General features: G+C 62.4%; 16 protein-coding genes. 8 read left to right on the forward strand and 8 right to left on the reverse strand.

Features of this window, described 5'->3' with window-relative positions:
• The first annotated feature begins 12 nt into the window (after positions 1-12).
• Complete coding sequence (locus QAZ47_RS18650; protein WP_278202189.1) at positions 13-411, forward strand: hypothetical protein; 399 nt, start codon at positions 13-15, stop codon at positions 409-411.
• A 50-nt stretch (positions 412-461) separates the two neighbouring features.
• Here the strand turns inward: QAZ47_RS18650 and QAZ47_RS18655 are convergent, their stop codons facing one another.
• The 7 genes from QAZ47_RS18655 to QAZ47_RS18685 form a co-directional block, all read right to left on the reverse strand.
• Positions 462-890 carry a GNAT family N-acetyltransferase gene (locus QAZ47_RS18655; RefSeq protein ID WP_278202190.1) on the reverse strand — a complete coding sequence of 143 codons (429 nt, stop codon included), beginning with the start codon at positions 888-890 and terminating at the stop codon, positions 462-464.
• Positions 890-1,699 carry a molybdopterin-binding protein gene (locus tag QAZ47_RS18660; protein WP_278202191.1) on the reverse strand — a complete coding sequence of 270 codons (810 nt, stop codon included), beginning with the start codon at positions 1,697-1,699 and terminating at the stop codon, positions 890-892. The genes QAZ47_RS18655 and QAZ47_RS18660 overlap by 1 nt, the downstream gene beginning before the upstream one ends.
• Position 1,700: 1 nt before the next feature.
• Positions 1,701-2,573, reverse strand: coding sequence for a cytochrome b/b6 domain-containing protein (locus tag QAZ47_RS18665; RefSeq protein ID WP_278202192.1), 873 nt, complete (start codon positions 2,571-2,573; stop codon positions 1,701-1,703).
• 99 nt (positions 2,574-2,672) lie between these two features.
• Positions 2,673-3,350: a DUF1345 domain-containing protein gene (locus QAZ47_RS18670; RefSeq protein WP_278230345.1), complete on the reverse strand. Its 678-nt coding sequence runs from the start codon at positions 3,348-3,350 to the stop codon at positions 2,673-2,675.
• 25 nt (positions 3,351-3,375) lie between these two features.
• Positions 3,376-3,843: a YaiI/YqxD family protein gene (locus tag QAZ47_RS18675; protein ID WP_278230346.1), complete on the reverse strand. Its 468-nt coding sequence runs from the start codon at positions 3,841-3,843 to the stop codon at positions 3,376-3,378.
• An 80-nt stretch (positions 3,844-3,923) separates the two neighbouring features.
• Positions 3,924-4,493: an S-(hydroxymethyl)glutathione synthase gene (gene gfa, locus QAZ47_RS18680; RefSeq protein WP_278230347.1), complete on the reverse strand. Its 570-nt coding sequence runs from the start codon at positions 4,491-4,493 to the stop codon at positions 3,924-3,926.
• A gap of 67 nt (positions 4,494-4,560) precedes the next feature.
• Positions 4,561-5,688 (reverse strand): S-(hydroxymethyl)glutathione dehydrogenase/class III alcohol dehydrogenase, encoded by a 1,128-nt coding sequence (locus QAZ47_RS18685; RefSeq protein WP_278230348.1) that lies wholly within the window; start codon positions 5,686-5,688, stop codon positions 4,561-4,563.
• A 265-nt stretch (positions 5,689-5,953) separates the two neighbouring features.
• Between QAZ47_RS18685 and QAZ47_RS18690 the strand changes: the two genes are divergently transcribed.
• The 6 genes from QAZ47_RS18690 to QAZ47_RS18715 all read left to right on the forward strand — a co-directional run bounded on the left by QAZ47_RS18690 (position 5,954) and on the right by QAZ47_RS18715 (position 15,315).
• Complete coding sequence (locus QAZ47_RS18690) at positions 5,954-7,966, forward strand: acetyl/propionyl/methylcrotonyl-CoA carboxylase subunit alpha (RefSeq protein WP_278230349.1); 2,013 nt, start codon at positions 5,954-5,956, stop codon at positions 7,964-7,966.
• Between the two features lie 99 nt (positions 7,967-8,065).
• On the forward strand, positions 8,066-11,593 hold the full coding sequence (gene dnaE / locus QAZ47_RS18695; protein ID WP_278230350.1) for a DNA polymerase III subunit alpha: 3,528 nt from the start codon (positions 8,066-8,068) through the stop codon (positions 11,591-11,593).
• A gap of 378 nt (positions 11,594-11,971) precedes the next feature.
• Positions 11,972-13,192 carry a glycosyltransferase family 2 protein gene (locus QAZ47_RS18700; RefSeq protein ID WP_278230351.1) on the forward strand — a complete coding sequence of 407 codons (1,221 nt, stop codon included), beginning with the start codon at positions 11,972-11,974 and terminating at the stop codon, positions 13,190-13,192.
• Positions 13,182-14,186, forward strand: coding sequence for a glycosyltransferase (locus QAZ47_RS18705; protein ID WP_278230352.1), 1,005 nt, complete (start codon positions 13,182-13,184; stop codon positions 14,184-14,186). Before QAZ47_RS18700 ends, QAZ47_RS18705 begins: the two co-directional genes overlap by 11 nt.
• A gap of 128 nt (positions 14,187-14,314) precedes the next feature.
• On the forward strand, positions 14,315-14,689 hold the full coding sequence (locus QAZ47_RS18710; protein WP_278230353.1) for a GtrA family protein: 375 nt from the start codon (positions 14,315-14,317) through the stop codon (positions 14,687-14,689).
• A 2-nt stretch (positions 14,690-14,691) separates the two neighbouring features.
• The gene (locus tag QAZ47_RS18715; protein ID WP_278230354.1) at positions 14,692-15,315 is read left to right on the forward strand and encodes a class I SAM-dependent methyltransferase; all 624 of its coding nucleotides are present in this window, start codon (positions 14,692-14,694) and stop codon (positions 15,313-15,315) included.
• 95 nt (positions 15,316-15,410) lie between these two features.
• On the opposite strand, the gene QAZ47_RS18720 is transcribed toward QAZ47_RS18715, so the two are convergent.
• Complete coding sequence (locus tag QAZ47_RS18720; RefSeq protein WP_278230355.1) at positions 15,411-16,274, reverse strand: methyltransferase domain-containing protein; 864 nt, start codon at positions 16,272-16,274, stop codon at positions 15,411-15,413.
• A gap of 310 nt (positions 16,275-16,584) precedes the next feature.
• Here QAZ47_RS18720 and QAZ47_RS18725 point away from each other — a divergent pair, with 310 nt between their 5' ends.
• A complete protein-coding gene (locus tag QAZ47_RS18725) occupies positions 16,585-18,285 on the forward strand; it encodes a hypothetical protein (RefSeq protein WP_278230356.1) in 1,701 nt (566 codons plus the stop codon).
• Positions 18,286-18,308: the final 23 nt, after the last annotated feature.

An 18,308-nucleotide genomic window follows, 5' to 3' on the forward strand; every position in this document is an offset into this window, starting at 1 on the left:
TCGCTATTCCTATTGCGGGGTCGACACGCGCGGGGGCGTGCAACTGACCAATCGGCTGTCGAAGTCGCGCTGCCAGTACGGCAGCAGCTGGGGCTACGACGGCGGCGGCATCTGGGTCGACAAGGGCTGTTCGGCCGAATTCGTGGTCGCCGGGTCCGGCCGCAGGCCGTCCCCGGCGACGCGGCGGCGGCGATCATCGTCGGGGGCATTGTCGGCGCGATCCTCGACAACAACAACCGCCACGGCCACCATTCGGACAATTACTATCCGAGGCCCCAGCCGCGGCGCGACGATCAATGGATCGACCCGACGCCGCAATTCGACAGGGACGGCAATCCCAATTTCGATACCCACGGCAACTATCAGGGATGCCACGGTGTCGGCTGCATGGTGGACGATCCGGACGAATGATCGCGTCGCCAAGGTCTGCGTGCTGAACTCCAGACGCGTCCGGCCGTTGCCTATCGGGGACCCATTGTCATGCAAAGGACGATGTTGGAATGGCCTTCGGGCCACCCGATGAATTCGGCCATACGCTCGAAGCCGGCCTTTTCGTAGAGGCCCGGCGCCTGGAAGTCGTGCGTCGTGACCCACACGCGCCGCGCGCCGCGAGCGGCGGCCTCGGAGACAAAAGCATCGAGCAGCTTCCTGCCATGGCCGACACCTCGGCAGGTTTCCTCGACCCACATCAGCTCGAGCTCGGCGATCCCCGCCCAGGAATAACCGGCGGCGACGCCGACGGCGCATCCATTTTCGTCTCGCAACGCAAAGATCAGGTTCCGGTCATCGTCGCGGCCGACAAGGCGCCGGTTGCCACCGTTCAAGCGCTCCTCGATGGCATCGAGTTCGGTCGGCGCCAGATCATGCTCGGCCAGCAGGCGAGGGGTCATCAAATGCCGCCATACCAGTCGTAGCCATTGTCTTCCCAATAGCCGCCGCGGCCGCCGCCGATATTGGCGAAGCTGTCGACCAGCTCGATCTTGTGAATGTATTTCGGCATCTTGTAGCCGAGCTGGCGCTCGACGCGGACGCGCAGCGGCGCGCCGTTCTCGACCGGCAGCGGCTTGCCATTGAGGCCATAGGCCAGGATGGTCTGCGGGTGGCGGGCGTCGATCAGGTCGATGGTGCCGTAATATTTGATGTCGCCCGACAGGCTTTGCTCGATCGTGTCGAGGCAATGGAACATGACGTAGCGCGCCTCAGGCTTCACCACGGCCTGGTCGAGCACCAGCGACAATGGCGTGCCGGTCCATTTGGCGATGCAGCTCCAGCCTTCGACGCAGTCGTGGCGCGTGATCTGGGTGCGGCTCGGCATGTTCTGCAATTGCTCGCGGGTGAGCGACAGCGGTTTTTCGACGAGGCCGGCCACCTCCAGGCGCCAATCGGCGAAATTGTTGGCGAGCAGACCCTTGTAGGTGTCGTCGTCGGGCGCGGTGACGCCGTTCGGCCGCTGCGGTTGGCGGATATCGGCCTCGGTGAATTCCGGCGCCAGCGCGTCGCGGCCGGCAAGCAGGCGCTGCGCACGCCAGGTCAGGCCATTGGCGTTTTCGAGGAAGCTGCGCAGGCCGCCGCCGATGCCAAGGCCACTGTCGAAGGCGTCGCAGCCCGACAGCGCGATGCCCGACAGCCCCAGGCTGGCGGAGGTCAGGAACTTTCTTCGGTTCATCTGGAACTTGGGGCTGATCTGGAATTTTGCCATGTCAGGCGCTCCTCTCGGTTGGCTGGTCGCGCTTCGTTGGCGGATCGGTCCGGTACCAGCCGGTGATGATCGAGCGCAGCTCGTTGATCGGGCCGGCTGCCATGATCATCAGCATGTGGATGATGAAGAAGAGAACGAGCAGCACCATGATGGTGAAGTGGATGGTGCGCGCCGTCTGCCGGCCACCCAGGATTTCATTGAGCCAGGGCAGCACCGAATCCATGCTCGGCGACATGGCAAGGCCGGTCGCGATCATCAGCGGCAGGAGCACGAAGAGCACGCCGCCATAGGCCATTTTCTGCAGCGTGTTGTAGTCACGCGTGTGATGGAACTTCAGCTTCGCGTGGTCGACGATATCGCGCGGCAGCTTGCGCAGATCATCCAGGCGAGGGGCAAGGTCGCGGCGGATATGGCCGTTGACGAGGCCGGCGACCAGCCAGATCAGCAAGGTGGCGGAAAGCACCCAGGCGAAGAAGAAATGCACGACGCGCGCGGTGCCGAGATCGTAGTAGGACGGTATCGTCGCCCAGGCAGGGAATGCACGCGGCGTCTCCTGTCCAGGAGGGCCCGACCAGCCGAGCACGCCGGTGGTGTCGAAACGGTGACCGAAGACTTCGGTGTAGCCGCGCGGGCCGTTGTCGGTGTCCTCCGCGCCGATCTGGAGGATCGTATTGTTGAACGCGAAGCCGGACTGCTTGCCTATGTAGAGCTGCGGACGAGCGTTGAAGATCTGCAGGCCCGAGAGCAGCATGAAGAACAGCGAGATGGCCCACAGCCAGTGGGTCAGCCGTGTCCAGCGCGACTGCCGGTAGATGAGGGTCGTGTCCTTCGCGTCCGCCTGGGCGGCGGGTTGGCTCGTGCCAGCAGAATCCATTCTATCCTCCGGCCGCATGATCCCACGGCCTCTTCAGGGCATTGTCTTTTCCCCAATACGTCGCGGCGCAAGGCAATGTTTCATGCGATCACGTATTTATTACGGAGCGCCCAGGCTGACCGCGAGATTGACCGCGGCGGCCACGATCACCGTGTTGAAGAAAAACGTCAGGATCGAATGAATGAGTACGACCTGGCGCATGTGCGAGGTCGTGATCGCGGTGTCGGCCGTTTGCGCGGTCATGCCGATGACCGTCGCGAAATAGAGGAAATCCCAGCCTTCCGGCCTTTTGTCACCGGGGAAATCAAGGCCGCCGCCCGGAATCTTCTTGTTGGTTTTCTCGTCGATTTGATCGCCGTCCACCCAATAGACATGCGCGTAGTGCAGCGCCGCCATGGCATGGATGGTGAACCAGCCAAGCGGGATCGACAGCATCGCGAACAGAATCTCCAGCGGATGCGCGGCATCCTTTTGGTTGATGAGCTGAAACAGCGAGCCGATGGCGATACCCACGACGAAGAGCGTGACGGCAAAAATCAGCAGCACCGGAAGGTCAGTGGCGCGCGCGTTCTTGCTGAGATAGCGGCCTGTAAGCCTCGGCATCAGGGCGAGGACCAGAATGATGAAGGTCAAAAAGAACACGTTGGCGCCGATCGAGTAGGGAAGCGGCAGGCGCAAAAGCAGTGCAAGAAGCAGCGCGACGATGCCGATGGCCGCGGCCAAAGCGAACTGCATGTGCCGATGCATCGGCGTCTTGACGGATGTGTCGTCACCCATGGCCGGCCTCTGAAAGGCGTTCGGATCAATCCGGTGTGGCGGATTTGAAGGCCCGCCGCAAGATGCGGTCGAGCTCGCCGAGAAAGTTCGACCTGTCCTTCTGTGTGAAGGCGGCGTTGAAGCCACGGCTTTCGCCGGTCTCTCGCAGATGCTGCTTGAGATCGCGCATCGCCACCGCCATGCCGATGGTCTCGGGCGTGAAGGGGCGGCCTGTAGGCCCCAGCACATGCGCGCCGAGCGCTACCGTGCGCGCGGCAAGCGGGATATCGGCCGTCACGACGATGTCGTTGGGCCTGGCATTCTCGACGATCCAGTCGTCCGCGGCATCCGCGCCCTTGGAGACGACGACGTTGCGGATCATCGGATCGCGCGACGGGCGCAGCCCGCCATTGGATACATAGGTGACGACGACACCATGGCGCTCCGCAACCTTCTCGACCTCGGCTTTCACCGGGCAGGCGTCGGCATCGACGTAGATGATGGGCGCAGGCAATCGTCTTTCCAAATGTACAAGGGGCCAAATGTGCAAGGGGCCGGCGAAGGCCGGCCCCTTGCCTGAAATTTCGGGAATTGTCAGGCCGCCAAGGCGCCTGACTTCTTGGCCGTCCAGGTGGCGATGTAGTCCATCAAGCCTGGGTTGAGGCAGTCATAGGGTTCGAGCCCGATCGACTTCAGCTGGGCGCGGATGCCGGCCATGCGGCTCGGGTCGACGCCGGATTCGATGATCGAGGAGACGAAGGCGGCGAAGCCAGGCGGCGACCAGCCGTCCTCCTCGAAGCGCTCGGGATGGATGAAGGACAGGCCCTTGAAGGGATGGTCGCGCTCGACCGGGCCGTACATGTGCACGCCGCAGCCGGTGCAGGCATGGCGCTGGATCAGCGCCGCCGGATCGACCACCTTCAGCTTGTCGCCGTTCTCGGTGACGGTGACGTCGCTTGTGCCGGCAACCGCCACCACCGAGAAGATCGCCCCTTCCGGCTTCCAGCACTTGGTGCAGCCGCAGGCGTGGTTGTGGGCGATCTGGCCCTTGACCTTCACCCTCACCGGATTGCTGGTGCAGGCGCAGACCAGCGTGCCGCCAGCAAAGGAAGCGCTTTCCTTCGGCAGGCCGTTGTCGATCTTCGGATGCAGTTTCTCCGCCATTTACACTTCCTCCCATGTTGACCACAAAGGGCGCGGGCGGTTCGGGCCGCGGCCTAGCGGCATTGCTTCAGTAAACCACGACACTGCGGATCGACTTGCCCTCATGCATGAGGTCGAAGCCCTTGTTGATGTCCTCCAGCTTCAGCGTATGGGTGATCATCGGATCGATCTGGATCTTCTTTTCCATGTACCAGTCGACGATCCTGGGCACGTCGGTGCGGCCGCGCGCGCCGCCGAAGGCGGTGCCCATCCAAGTGCGGCCGGTGACCAGCTGGAAGGGCCTGGTCGCAATCTCCTGGCCGGCGCCGGCGACGCCGATGATGACCGACTTGCCCCAGCCGCGATGCGAGGCCTCCAGCGCCTGGCGCATCACCTTGGTGTTGCCGGTGCAGTCGAAGGTGTAGTCGGCGCCGCCGATCTGGTCGGCGCCGCGCTTGGTCATGTTGACCAGGTAAGGCACGATGTCGCCGTCGATCTCCTTCGGATTGACGAAATGCGTCATGCCGAACTTCTCGCCCCAGGCCTTCTTGTCGTTGTTTACATCGACGCCGATGATCATGTCGGCGCCGGCAAGCCGAAGACCCTGGATGACGTTCAAGCCGATGCCGCCGAGGCCGAAGACCACCGCGGTCGCGCCCTGCTCGACCTTGGCCGTGTTGATGACCGCACCGATGCCGGTGGTCACCCCGCAGCCGATGTAGCAGATCTTGTCGAAGGGAGCGTCGGGATTGACCTTGGCAATCGCGATCTCCGGCAGCACGGTGAAGTTGGAGAAGGTCGAGCAGCCCATATAGTGGAAGAGCTTTTCGCCATCGACCGAGAAGCGCGAGGTGCCGTCGGGCATCAACCCTTGCCCCTGCGTGGCGCGGATGGCGGTGCACAGGTTGGTCTTGCGCGACAAACACGACGGGCACTGCCGGCATTCGGGCGTGTAGAGCGGGATGACATGGTCGCCCTTCTTGACCGAGGTCACGCCCTTGCCGACGTCGACGACGATGCCGGCCCCCTCATGGCCCAGGATCGCCGGAAAAATGCCTTCCGGGTCGGCGCCCGACAGCGTGAACTCGTCGGTGTGGCAAATGCCGGTCGCCTTCACCTCGACCAGCACCTCGCCCTCGCGCGGCCCCTCGAGGTCCACCTCCATGATCTCAAGCGGCTTTCCCGCACCAACGGCAACTGCGGCTCGCGTTTTCATGAGGCATTCCTCCCAAGACAATCTTCAAAGTTTCGGCTTATGGCAGGCTGTCAGGCCTGCCCGGCGAGGCATGTACCGCCTGCCGTTTATCATGCGCCCACCGCCACCTTATCGGGTTCGAGGATGGCGGCCAACGTCTCTTGCGACGTTTTTCGGCGCGGTTTCCGCAATCGGTATCGGGCGCCGAGGCCAGGGCTGCAGACACTTGAGACGCGCCGGAATTGTCCATAGAACTGGGCGGCTTTGCCGGAGGGACGACATCCGAATGTTCAAGAAGATCCTGATCGCCAATCGCGGCGAGATCGCCTGTCGCGTGATCAAGACGGCGCGCAAGATGGGGATTGCCACGGTGGCGGTCTATTCGGACGCGGATCGCGATGCCGTGCATGTCGAAATGGCCGACGAGGCCGTGCATATCGGGCCATCGCCGGCCGCGCAGAGCTATCTCCTGCCTGACAGGATCATCGCCGCCTGCAAGGAGACCGGCGCCGAAGCGGTGCATCCGGGCTATGGCTTCCTGTCGGAGCGCGCCTCCTTCTGCGAGGCGCTGGAGAGGGAAGGCATCGTCTTCATCGGCCCGAAGCCTAAAGCGATCCGCGCGATGGGCGACAAGATCGAATCGAAGAAATTCGCGAGCCAGGCCACGGTCTCGACCGTGCCGGGCTGGCTGGGCGTCATCGAAAATGCCGACCATGCCGAAAGGATCGCCGGCGACATCGGCTACCCGGTCATGATCAAGGCGTCGGCCGGCGGCGGCGGCAAGGGCATGCGCATCGCCTGGAGCGAGGCGGAAGTGCGCGACGGCTTCGAGCGCGCACGCTCGGAAGCGAAAAGCTCCTTCGGCGACGACCGCGTCTTCATCGAGAAATTCGTCGTCGATCCGCGCCATATCGAGATCCAGGTGCTGGCCGACGCGCACGGCAACGCGCTCTATCTCGGCGAGCGCGAGTGCTCGATTCAGCGCCGCAACCAGAAGGTGGTCGAGGAAGCGCCGTCGCCGTTCCTGGACGCCAAGACGCGCAAGGCCATGGGCGAGCAGGCGGTGGCGCTGGCGAAAGCCGTCGACTACCAGAGCGCGGGCACGGTCGAGTTCATCGTCGACAAGGACAAGAACTTCTATTTCCTTGAAATGAATACGAGATTGCAGGTCGAGCACCCGGTGACCGAGCTCGTCACCGGCATCGATCTGGTCGAGCAGATGATCCGCATTGCCGCAGGCGAAAAGCTCGGCATCAGGCAGAGCGACGTGAAGCTCAACGGCTGGGCGGTGGAAAGCCGTCTTTACGCCGAGGACCCTTTCCGCAACTTCCTGCCCTCGATCGGCCGGCTGACGCGCTACCGGCCGCCGGAAGAGGGCACGTCCGGCGATATCGTGATCCGCAACGACACCGGCGTCGCCGAAGGCTCCGAGATATCGATGTTCTACGACCCGATGGTGGCGAAGCTCTGCACCTGGGCGCCGACGAGGCTGGCGGCGATAGATGCGATGTCCGAGGCGCTGGACAGCTTCGTCGTCGACGGCATCGAGCACAACATCCCGTTCCTGGCGGCGCTGATGCAGCATCCGCGCTGGCGCGAGGGGCGGCTGTCGACCGGCTTCATCGCCGAGGAATATCCGGACGGCTTCGCGCCGGTCGAACCGGAAAGCGAGGAAAGGGCGGTGTTCGCCGCCGTCGCCACCGCGATCGAGCTGCTGCGCCGTGACCGGCTCGACCGTCTCGGCGGCCGGCTGGCGCCGCATTCCGGCCATCTCAAGCGTGACTGGGTGGTGAAGATCGGCACGGATTATCTTTCCGCCAGCATAGTCGACGGCATGGTCTCGATCCCGATGGAGGTCGACCTCTCGATCGATGGCGGCAAGCCGTTGACGGTCGCTTCCGTCTGGCGACCGGGCGACGCGATCTGGCATGGCACGGTCAACGGCAACCGGATCGCGGCGCAGGTCCGGCCGGTGCTGAACGGTCTTCGCATCGCATGGAAAGGCATGTCGGTGACGGCGCGCGCCATGCTGCCGCGGACTGCGGAGCTGGAAAGGCTGATGCCGGAAAAGCTGGCGCCGGACACCTCGAAAATGCTGCTCTGCCCGATGCCTGGCCTCGTCGTGTCGATAGCCGTCGCGGAAGGGCAGGAGGTCAAGGCGGGCGAGACGCTGGCCGTGGTCGAGGCGATGAAGATGGAAAACGTGCTGCGCGCTGAGCGCGACCTCACCGTGGCGAAGCTCAATGCCAAGCCGGGCGACAGCCTGGCGGTCGATGCGGTGATCATGGAATTTGCCTGACGGCTTTGCTGTGCGCAGGCGAAGGCTGGACTCGCATCGCGCGCTTGCGGACAATACATCTCACCCGAATGTTGAGTCCTTTCGAGCGACACGAGCCCCATGGCGGATGAACGACTTCCACGCGACCCGTTGCAGCGCGAGGCAGCGGTAAAGGCTGCTCAACCGGAAGCGCAGGCGCGGACCTTCATCCATCTGCGCGTGCATTCGGCCTATTCGCTGCTCGAGGGCGCCTTGCAGCTCGGCGCCATCGTCGGACATGCGGTCAAGGACGAAGCGCCGGCGATCGCGGTGACCGACACCAACAATCTGTTCGGCGCGCTCGAATTCGCCCAGAAGGCTGTCAAGGATGGTATCCAGCCGATCATCGGCTGCCAGATCGACCTTGCCTTTGCCGGCGAAGCGACCGATGCCCAGCGCGACCGCCGCCGGCATGGCCCCGAGATGTCGCCGATCGTGCTGATCGCCGCCAGCGAGGCCGGCTATGCCAACCTGGTTCGGCTGATCAGCAAGGTTTATCTGGAGACGCCGCCCGGCGAGCCCGTGCATCTGACCAGCGCCATGCTGGAAGGCCATTGCGATGGCTTGATCTGCCTGACCGGCGGCCCGCGCGGCCCGATAGGCAGCGCGCTCAAGGCGGACCGCCGCGACCTTGCCGAGCAGCGGCTGCTCTTCCTCAAGGGCCTGTTCGGCGACAGGCTCTATGTCGAGCTGGAGCGGGTCGCCGGCTATGACCGCATGGTCGAGAAGTCGACGGTCGACCTTGCCTACACCCACGCATTGCCGCTGGTCGCAACCAACGAGGCTTTTTTCTCCAAGCGCGAAGACTATGAGGCGCATGACGCGCTGATTGCGATTGCCGAAGGCTCGGTGGTGGCCGCCGACAACCGCAGGCGGCTTTCGCCGGACAATTTCCTGCGCAGCCAGGCCGAGATGGCGCGGCTGTTCTCGGACCTTCCGGAAGCGATCGATAATACGGTCGAGATCGCCATGCGCTGCGCCTACTATCCGAAGAACCGCAGCCCGATCCTGCCGCGCTTCACCGGCGCCGACGCCGCCGACAAGGACGCGGCCGAGAAGGCGGAAGCGGCGGAACTCGCGCGCCAGGCACGCGAAGGTCTGGAGGCGCGGCTTGCCAAGCATGGGCCGACGCCCGGCTATACGGAGGAGCAGTATCGCGAGCGGCTCGAATTCGAGCTCGGCATCATCGAGAAGATGAAGTTCCCCGGCTACTTCCTGATTGTTGCCGACTTCATCAAATGGGCAAAGGCGCAAGGCATTCCGGTTGGTCCTGGGCGCGGCTCGGGCGCCGGCTCGCTGGTCGCCTATTCCACCACCATCACCGACATCGACCCGCTGCGCTTCTCGCTGCTGTTCGAGCGCTTCCTCAATCCGGACCGCGTCTCGATGCCGGACTTCGACATCGACTTCTGCCAGGACCGGCGCGAGGAGGTCATCCGCTACGTCCAGCAGAAATACGGCCGCGATCAGGTCGGCCAGATCATCACCTTCGGAACGCTGCAGGCGCGCGCCGTGCTGCGCGACGTCGGCCGCGTGCTGCAGATGCCCTACGGCCAGGTCGACAAGCTCTCCAAGATGGTGCCGCAGAACCCGGCCAATCCGGTCAAGCTGGCGGATGCCATCGCCAACGAGCCACGTTTCGCCGAGGAGGCCGAGAAGGAGCCGATCGTCCAGACGCTGCTCGACACGGCGCAGAAGCTGGAGGGCCTCTACCGCCATGCCTCGACCCATGCCGCCGGCATCGTCATCGGCGACCGGCCGCTGTCCGAACTGGTGCCGATGTACCGCGATCCGCGGTCGGACATGCCGGTCACCCAGTTCAACATGAAATATGTCGAGCAGGCGGGGCTGGTTAAGTTCGACTTCCTCGGCCTGAAGACGCTGACCGTGCTGGAAACGGCGGTGAAGCTCATCCGCCGGCGCGGCGTCGACATCGACCTTGCCCGCATTCCGCTCGACGACAAGGACACCTACGCCATGTTGTCGCGCGGCGAGGTGGTCGGCGTGTTCCAGGTTGAAAGTGCCGGCATGCGCAAGGCGCTGATCGGCATGCGGCCGGACTGCATCGAGGACATCATCGCGCTGGTGGCGCTCTACCGCCCCGGCCCGATGGAGAACATCCCGACCTACAACGCCAGAAAGCATGGCGAGGAGGAGATGGCCTCGATCCATCCCAAGATCGACCATCTGGTGAAGGAGACGCAGGGCGTCATCGTCTATCAGGAACAGGTGATGCAGATCGCGCAGGAGCTTTCCGGCTATTCGCTCGGCGAAGCCGATCTGCTGCGCCGCGCCATGGGCAAGAAGATCCGCGCCGAGATGGACAAGCAGCGCGAGCGCTTCGTCTCCGGCGCCGTCGAACGCGGCGTTGCCAAGCCGCAGGCCGACTTCATCTTCGACCTCTTGGCCAAATTCGCCGACTACGGCTTCAACAAGTCGCACGCCGCCGCATACGCCGTCGTTTCCTACCAGACCGCCTATCTCAAGGCGCATTACCCGGTCGAGTTCCTGGCGGCGTCGATGACGCTCGACATGAGCAACACCGACAAGCTGGCCGATTTCCGGCAGGACGCGCTGCGCCTCGGCATCGAGGTGGTGGCGCCATCGGTGATGACCAGTTTCCGCCCCTTCGAAGTCGGCGAAAACAAGATCTTCTACTCGCTGGCGGCGCTCAAAGGTGTCGGCGACGCGGCGGTCGAGCACATCGTGGCCGTGCGCGGCGAAAAGCCATTCAAGAGCCTTGCCGATTTCTGCGAGCGCGTCGATCCGAAGATCGTCGGCAAGCGCGTCTTCGAGAGCCTGATCATGGCCGGCGCGCTGGACTGCTTCGGGCATGATCGCGCCGTGATGATGGCCGGCGTCGAGCGGATGATGGGGCTGGCCTCGCTGGCGCAGCAGAACGCCATCTCCGGCCAGGCCGACATCTTTGGCGCATCGCTTGGGAGCCAGTCGCAGGCGCTCAACCTGCCGGCAACCGAGCCCTGGCTAGCCGCCGACCGGCTGCACCGGGAATTCCAGGTGGTCGGCTTCTATCTCTCGGCGCATCCGCTCGACGAGTACAAGGCAGCGCTCGAGAAGATGCGCGTTCAGAACTGGGCGGAATTCTCGGCCGCGGTGAAGCGCGGCGCCGCAGCCGGCCGGCTCGCCGGCACCGTCACCACCAAGCAGGAGCGCAAGACCCGCACCGGCAACAAGATGGGCGTCGTGCAGTTTTCCGACACGACCGGCCAATACGAGGCCGTGCTTTTCTCCGAAGGCCTGGCGCAGTATCGCGACATGCTCGAGCCCGGCCGTTCCGTGGTGATCACGGTTTCGGCGGAAGACCGGCCGGAGGGTATCAATCTGCGTATCCAGACGGTGCAGTCGCTGGAGGACGAGGCAAGTCGCATCCAGAAGGCGCTGCGCATCTTCGTGCGCGACGCCCAGCCGATCAACATGCTGGCCAACCAGCTTGCCGTGAAGGGCGAGGGGCAGGTGAGCTTCGTGCTGATCAAGGAAGCCGGCCAGGGCGAGGTCGAGATCGAGCTGCCCAACCGCTATCGCATCTCGCCGCAGGTCGCGTCGGCCATGCGCGCGGTTCCGGGAGTGGTGGAAGTGGAACTGGTGTAGAAGCCTGGCGCGATGCGTCGCGGCAAGCCCCACCACCCTGCCAGGCAACTCCGCTCGAAAATATCCCCGAACTGTCGAAAGCCGCAGAGGTTTGCCGAGGCTTGAGCAACCGGCTGGATGGACTTTTTGAGGCAACGTCAAATTCGCAGTGCGACGCCGGCAACTGGCCATGTCGGCATATCCGGATGTGCCGCTCTTGTGACGAGAGCACAAAAATCCCGCCAAGTACTCGCCAAACCATGTCATTCGCTCAACGGTGAATGCTTCTGTATATCATTGACTAACTTGTTCTTGCTAAGGTTGCAGGTAGGCTGCGGAAATGTTGGGGCGTATGTCTGCTTGTCAGTAAGGCTGGCGATTGGGCAGGAGCGGGGCACGATGGTAGACAAGTCGAATTTCGCGACGGTCCAGACCGATCTGGACTCTCTGCGCAGTGATGATGCGGCTGCACCTCTCGTATCGGCCATTATCCCTTGCCTGAACGAAGAGCGCACGCTCGGCATCTGCATCCGCAAGGCGCTTGACGTTTTTGCAAAGCGGGGCCTCATCGGTGAGGTCGTCGTCGGGGACAACGGGTCGAGCGACCGATCGGTTGAGATTGCCGAGTCCCTCGGCGCGCGTGTCGTGCACCAGCGGGTCAAGGGATACGGCGCGGCGATCAGCGCGGCGGCTGAAGCTGCGCGAGGCAAGTACCTCATCATGGCGGATGCGGACGATTCCTACGACTGGAGCAGCCTCGGCGACTTCATCGACGCGTTGGAGGACGGTGCCGAACTGGTCATGGGGGATCGCTTCGCCGGCGGTATCGAGCCCGGCGCCATGCGCCCGCTGCATCGTTATCTCGGCAATCCCCTGCTTTCGACGATTGCCCGCTGGCTTCACCAGTCTCCGATACACGATTTTCATTGCGGCATGCGAGGGTTCACCCGCGATGCGTTCCGCAGGATGGGCGCCCGCTCGCCCGGCATGGAATTCGCCTCGGAGATGGTCATCAACGCGCATCGCGCGGGCCTCGTGATCCGCGAGGTGCCGATCAAGCTCTATCCGGACAAGCGTGGCCGCCCACCTCATCTGCGTTCGTTCCGCGACGGTTGGCGACATTTGCGGCTGATCGTGGCCCATGCACCCAACACCATGTATCTCATACCCGGAGCGACCTTGCTGATGGCTGGCACTGTTGGCCTTGCGGCCCTCGCCGCGGGACCTGTCCGGATCGGTGGGTGGTATTTCGGAATTCACTTCGTCGCGCTCTCGGCAATGGCCACGCTGATTGGCCTTTCGGCGATCCTTTTCGGCATGTTGGCCAAGGTGGCGATCGCTATCTATCACCCGGGCCACGGGGGTCGGATCGTGCCCTGGCTGATGCGCGGCCGCCCGCTGGAATGGCTGGTCTTTTCCGGTGGCGTGCTCGCGGCGGCGGGCTTTGTCGCGGACGTGTTGCTGGCGCTGCACTGGATTTTTGTCGGTGGTCCGATGGAGCAGTCGGTGCACCTGACCTTTGTGATCACCACCGCCTGCGTGGCCGGCATGTCCATGGTGCTGGCCGGCTTTGTGCTCAAGCTGCTGCTTGATAATCTGGATGACAGGCGTGCGTTCTGACCGCCCGACCGGCTTTCAAGCCGAAACTCGAGCAGGTAGCTGTGTGGGCGAAAAACCATTTCTATCCGTCGTCATGCCGGTCCACGAGGGGGCTGCATGGATTGAAGCAACACTTGACTCGCTGGTTGCCGAGCCGACCGGCGATCTGGAGATAATCGTTGTCGACAGCAGCCCGACGAGCGCTACCGCAGCCATCGTCGAGCGATTTGCCCACCGATTACCGCTCCGGCTGCTTCAGCGAAGGGACCTCACGCCTTGGCAGACGAAGACCAACTTGGGCGTCGAGCTAGCGACCGCTGATCACGTCTGCATCCTCCACCAAGACGACTTGTGGCTGCCCGGGCGCGTCGAGGCCGCTCGCCGCTGGCTCGGTGGCTCGCCCGAAGCCGCGCTTCATTTGGCTCCGACCGCCATCATTGACCGCTACGGACACCGAGTTGGGCGCTGGAACTGCCCTTTGCCGGCCGACAAGGTGCTCGGAGCTCAATTCCTGCTGGAGCGGCTGCTTGTGCAAAACTTTGTCTCTGTGCCTGCTCCGGTATTCCGTCGAACCGCATGGCTGGCGTGCGGGGGCATGGATGAGAAACTATGGTATACGGCGGATTGGGACATCTGGGCGAAGCTCGCCGGTACCGGTCCTGTCCTTTATCACGACGAGATCACGACGGCCTTTCGGGTTCACGGCAGTTCGCTGACTGTCACCGGGTCCCGTGACGTCAGCGAGTTCCGGTCGCAAATGCAAATTGTCATGGAGCGCCATCTTCCCGGGCTTCCGGCGAGCAGCCGACGCAGGGTCGAACCTGCCGCCCGGGCGTCGATCAGCGTTAACGTGTCGCTGGCCGCCGCGTCAGGAGGCGACTCGAAGGCACTGCTTCGCGCTGCGCGTGTCGTACTCTCGCTCGGACCAAGCGGCATGAGGCGCTACTTGCGTGACTCGCGGTTGCGGGAGCGTGTCGCATGCCGGCTTCGCGCGAAACTGACAGGGGCTTTCTGACGCCGATGCCTGGTCCAGCCATGTCCACGGACGAGCAGGGCGCGGGTCCCCGCAAAAGACCGCTTGTGGAACGAGGGTGGCGATACACGCTGGTGGGGCTGACATGCGCCATTGCGCATAACGCCATCATGATCGCGGTCGATCGCCTGGGGGGACACTACCTGCTGGGCATCCTGGTTTCGTTCCTGACTGTAACGCCGATCGGATACACATTGCACAGCCGGTTCACCTTTGCCGAGCCACTTCGCTTGAAGGCATTCACGCGCTTCGTAGGAGGCGTGGTAGCGGCTTATCCAATCTCGGTGGCCATGATGGTTGTCCTGTGTTCCGGCTTCGGTCTTGGTGTTGCGATTGCCACTCCAGCCGCCACCATCGTCCTATTCGTCTGGAACTTTGCCGCTGCGCACTGGGCCATCTTACCGCGTCTCTATCTGCGCCCCGCAGCCATGCCGACATCATCCATCCGCCTGGCAAACCGCCAATCAATGAGAAACGAGGAGTAAGAATGCTGGCACCAGGTCAGGTCGCGCGGAAGGTTCTTGGCCGGCATTTTGAGCCGGTTGGCAATGTCTATCGTCGCGTGTTCGTCAATCTCAACCTCATTGCCGATTTTCTTGATCGCGAATTGCCGAATGGCGCGAAGATATTGGACATCGGCGGCGGCGACGGCGCGCTTATCGAGCGGCTCCTAAATCGACGCCCTGACTTGGCGGTTACGATGTGCGATCTAGCTCCTTCAATCGGCACATTCTTGAGCGACGTAAATCGGGCGAGGGTTGAACTTCTGCCTGCGACTGATCTCGCCAGCGTAACCGGGCTTTATGATGCCGTGACAATTTCCGACGTCATCCACCATGTGCCGGTCGATCAACGCGGCGCGTTCTTCAAGTCGCTGGCCGACAGCTGCGAACGCTGGGCTTGCCGGAAGATCATATTGAAGGACATCGAGCCGGGTGGCGTGCGCGCTACGCTCTCACTTCTTGCGGACCGACACATAACCGGAGACAAGCATGTCGTGCTGTTTTCACGCTCGGACTTTGCAGTCATGGCGCGACGGTATTTTCCGAAAGCGCAGAGGGTATCGGCTTTGCCTGACTGGCCGAACTATTGCGAAATGTTGACTTGGTAGTCTCTAAACCGATTGTCCCGCGATCAAAGCCAGCGCCTGTCGGCCTGTGCCGCGGGTGTTAGGCGTGATGTGTGCCGACTTACACGCCAGTCGAATTATTTGATCGCGATGGTGCTGAGCATACTGGCGATCCGGTGACTCTCTGGGCGATCGACAAGCAATTTGTCGATGAACTTGAGCGGGAATGTTAGCGTTAAGACTGCGCCCTTCGCCAACATGTAGCGGGTCCGGTTCTCCCGACCCACAATTACCCCAACGTACTCGGAAAGGATGTTGACGATTGCACTCGTCGGTCCCTGATGCGTTTGAACCTCAACGCTTCCAAACCGCCGAAGAAGCTGCTCGATTCCGTCCTTCGTGAAGTTGCAGTAATGAGCGGGGTAGCCATGATATGGAAACAGGAACGGGTTGATGCACAGCAGCTTGCCTCCTGGCCTCAGGACGCGCATCACTTCATCGACCACCGCAGCCGGATTGGGAACATGCTCGATCACGCTATCCAGAATGACGTAATCGACTGAGTTGCTCGGAAGGGGGGTGTGCTCGATATCCGCGACGAGATCGACATTCGGTGCGGGGAACAAGTCTATATTGAGCACGTCGGAGCGGATGCGCCGAGCGCCGGAGCCGAACTCAATGACTATAGCGTGTTCAGGCACCGATGCTAGAAACGAGTTCAGCGTGTCGTGCGGTGAATACTCGCTTGTGATGAGTCGTTTCAGCGAATTGTAGAGGCGGGCGCGGGTGCTGGTGCCGGCATACGCCTCTTCATGGAAGCTGGCGTCGAAGCCTTGCCTTACCGGTGGCTCGGCAAAGAACGGAATGCCCTGTCGTATGGGATAGATGGCGGAGCAAGACTTGCATGTTAGGGTAACTGGGCCGGCCGCAAGCTCAGCATAGCAGGTTGGGCAGACAAAGCCCGACGTGAATTTGGATTGCAGCACGCGCTGTCCTTTCAAGTCTCCACATTATTTGGGAGAGCAGGTTATCATGCATGAATATAGGCATTTCTTAACGGCAGAAGGCTAACAGTTGTTAAAGTCCGCTCGATGCAAGCTAAACGGGCGGACTCGGCAAGAACCCACTATCCACATGCGCGACCAAGATAACGCAACGCGGTTTCGGCACGGTGTTCGGGCAAATAACCACGTCGAGACCGAGGTGAAGTTGCCCTCCTCAAATTCGCTGTTTGCGGGCGGGGCGGTAGCGATCGGGGGCGCAGCCGGCGGTACGCGGGTGGCTCTGTCTGAGCCAGGGGTCGGGGGTATCTTGGACACGCGAGCACTTGCACACAGATCAAGCCTGCTGTTCGGTTTCGGGCAGCGCCAAGCAATGATTTTTCTGAGCGTCCTGATTGCGCTCAAGATCATTTTGCTCTTCACCTTGGCTTGGAACGCTCGCTTTGTCATGGACGAATTCGTCCAACTCGGATGGGCCAAGTATTTCTCCAATGGCCTGTTCGGCACGATTTGGCATGCCAAGGCGGTCGGCTATGCGGTTTTCTACGAGATCGCCCACCAGGTTGGCTGGGATGCCACGTCGATTCTGCTTGCCGGCCGTATGCAGACTGCACTGCTGGCGTGCGGGACCATTGCTTTCGTTTATGCATGCGCCCGCGCCCTTGGCGAAGACCGCGTGCGTGCCTTGATCATCGTCCTTCTCCTCCTGTGCTTCTCGAATTTCATGGAGCGCATCTTTCGCACCATCGCCGAACCGCTGGCGGTGTTCTTCGCCGTTGCGTCGCTGCTGGTCGTTTTGCGGGCGCGTGAATTGAGGGGATGGCAGCTGGTCGCCGCCGGCGTACTAAGTGGCCTGTCGTTTCTCGCTACTCAGAAATCGCTCTACTTCAATCTTGCGCTCGGCCTTGGTCTGGTCGTTGACGCAGCGTTGATGAGACGCTACGCGACAGGCATCGTCCGCGGCGTATGGCTCGTGCTGGGGTGGACCGTTCCCATAGTTGCCTATTGCTTCATCTTCGGCGGCACCGATCCTGTTCCGATTGCCAGGAACCTCATATTCGGCCCTCTTGAAATCGCGGCGCGCGGGGGCGGTGACTACGGGGGGCTGAGGCGCTTCGTGGTTCAAACGCTGGCGCGGAACTATGTTCTTTACGTCTTCTGTTTCGCCGGCATGGCTCTGTCCCTGACGCAGATCATGAAGCTCGATGAACGGAGGCGGATTGCGCTGATCTTCTCCGTCGTCATCACGGTGCTGGTTTTCGCGCACGACCAGCCGTGGCCATACGTGTTCATCATGGCGTTGCCGTTCATGTCGCTATGGTCATTGACGATGCTCGACGGTATCGCAACCCGTACGCGTTACCTGCGCCTCGCGTGGATAGCTCTGGCCACGGCGATGGCCATAAGCTTCGTTGCCAATCTGCTCTACCTTCGCTTCGACAATGCGGCTCAACTTGAACTGGTGGCGCGCGCGGAGTCGTTGCTTGCACCGAATGAGCGGTACTTCGACGGCGTGGGAATGCTGCCCAACCGGATGGAGCCGACCACCTTGTGGCTCGACAAACACTATGTGCTCAAGACTTTGCGGGAAAGCGGGCGCTCCGAGGCGTACAGCGTCCTGAGCAAATCTCCGCCGAAGTTGATCCTGTGGTCCTATCGGATGGACTATATCTATCCAGTGGTCGCGCCCGTGATCTTGAACAGCTACGTCCGTGTCGCGCCAAATCTCAGGATCGCCGGTGCTCGCCTTCATCCCGGTGAGCGGAAGATCTTTGAGGTTCCGATCGCTGGAAGCTACGCGCTCTACGGCGCCGATGGAACACCGTTGCCGGGCCAGGTCGAAATCGACGGCGCCGTGCTTGATCCGCCATTTCAGCTTACGACCGGACCGAAGACTGTAGTATTGCGCAACGGCGCAGGCGAAGCCTTGCTGCTGCCGACGGGCTTGTACGCCGGACATTTCAAGGCCGGCGGTGACAACGAATTTCTATTTGATGGCGTCTACGACTGAGCGCTGCTGTGGACGCGGCGGCT

This window comes from Mesorhizobium sp. WSM4904, assembly GCF_029674545.1.
Lineage (GTDB): Bacteria > Pseudomonadota > Alphaproteobacteria > Rhizobiales > Rhizobiaceae > Mesorhizobium.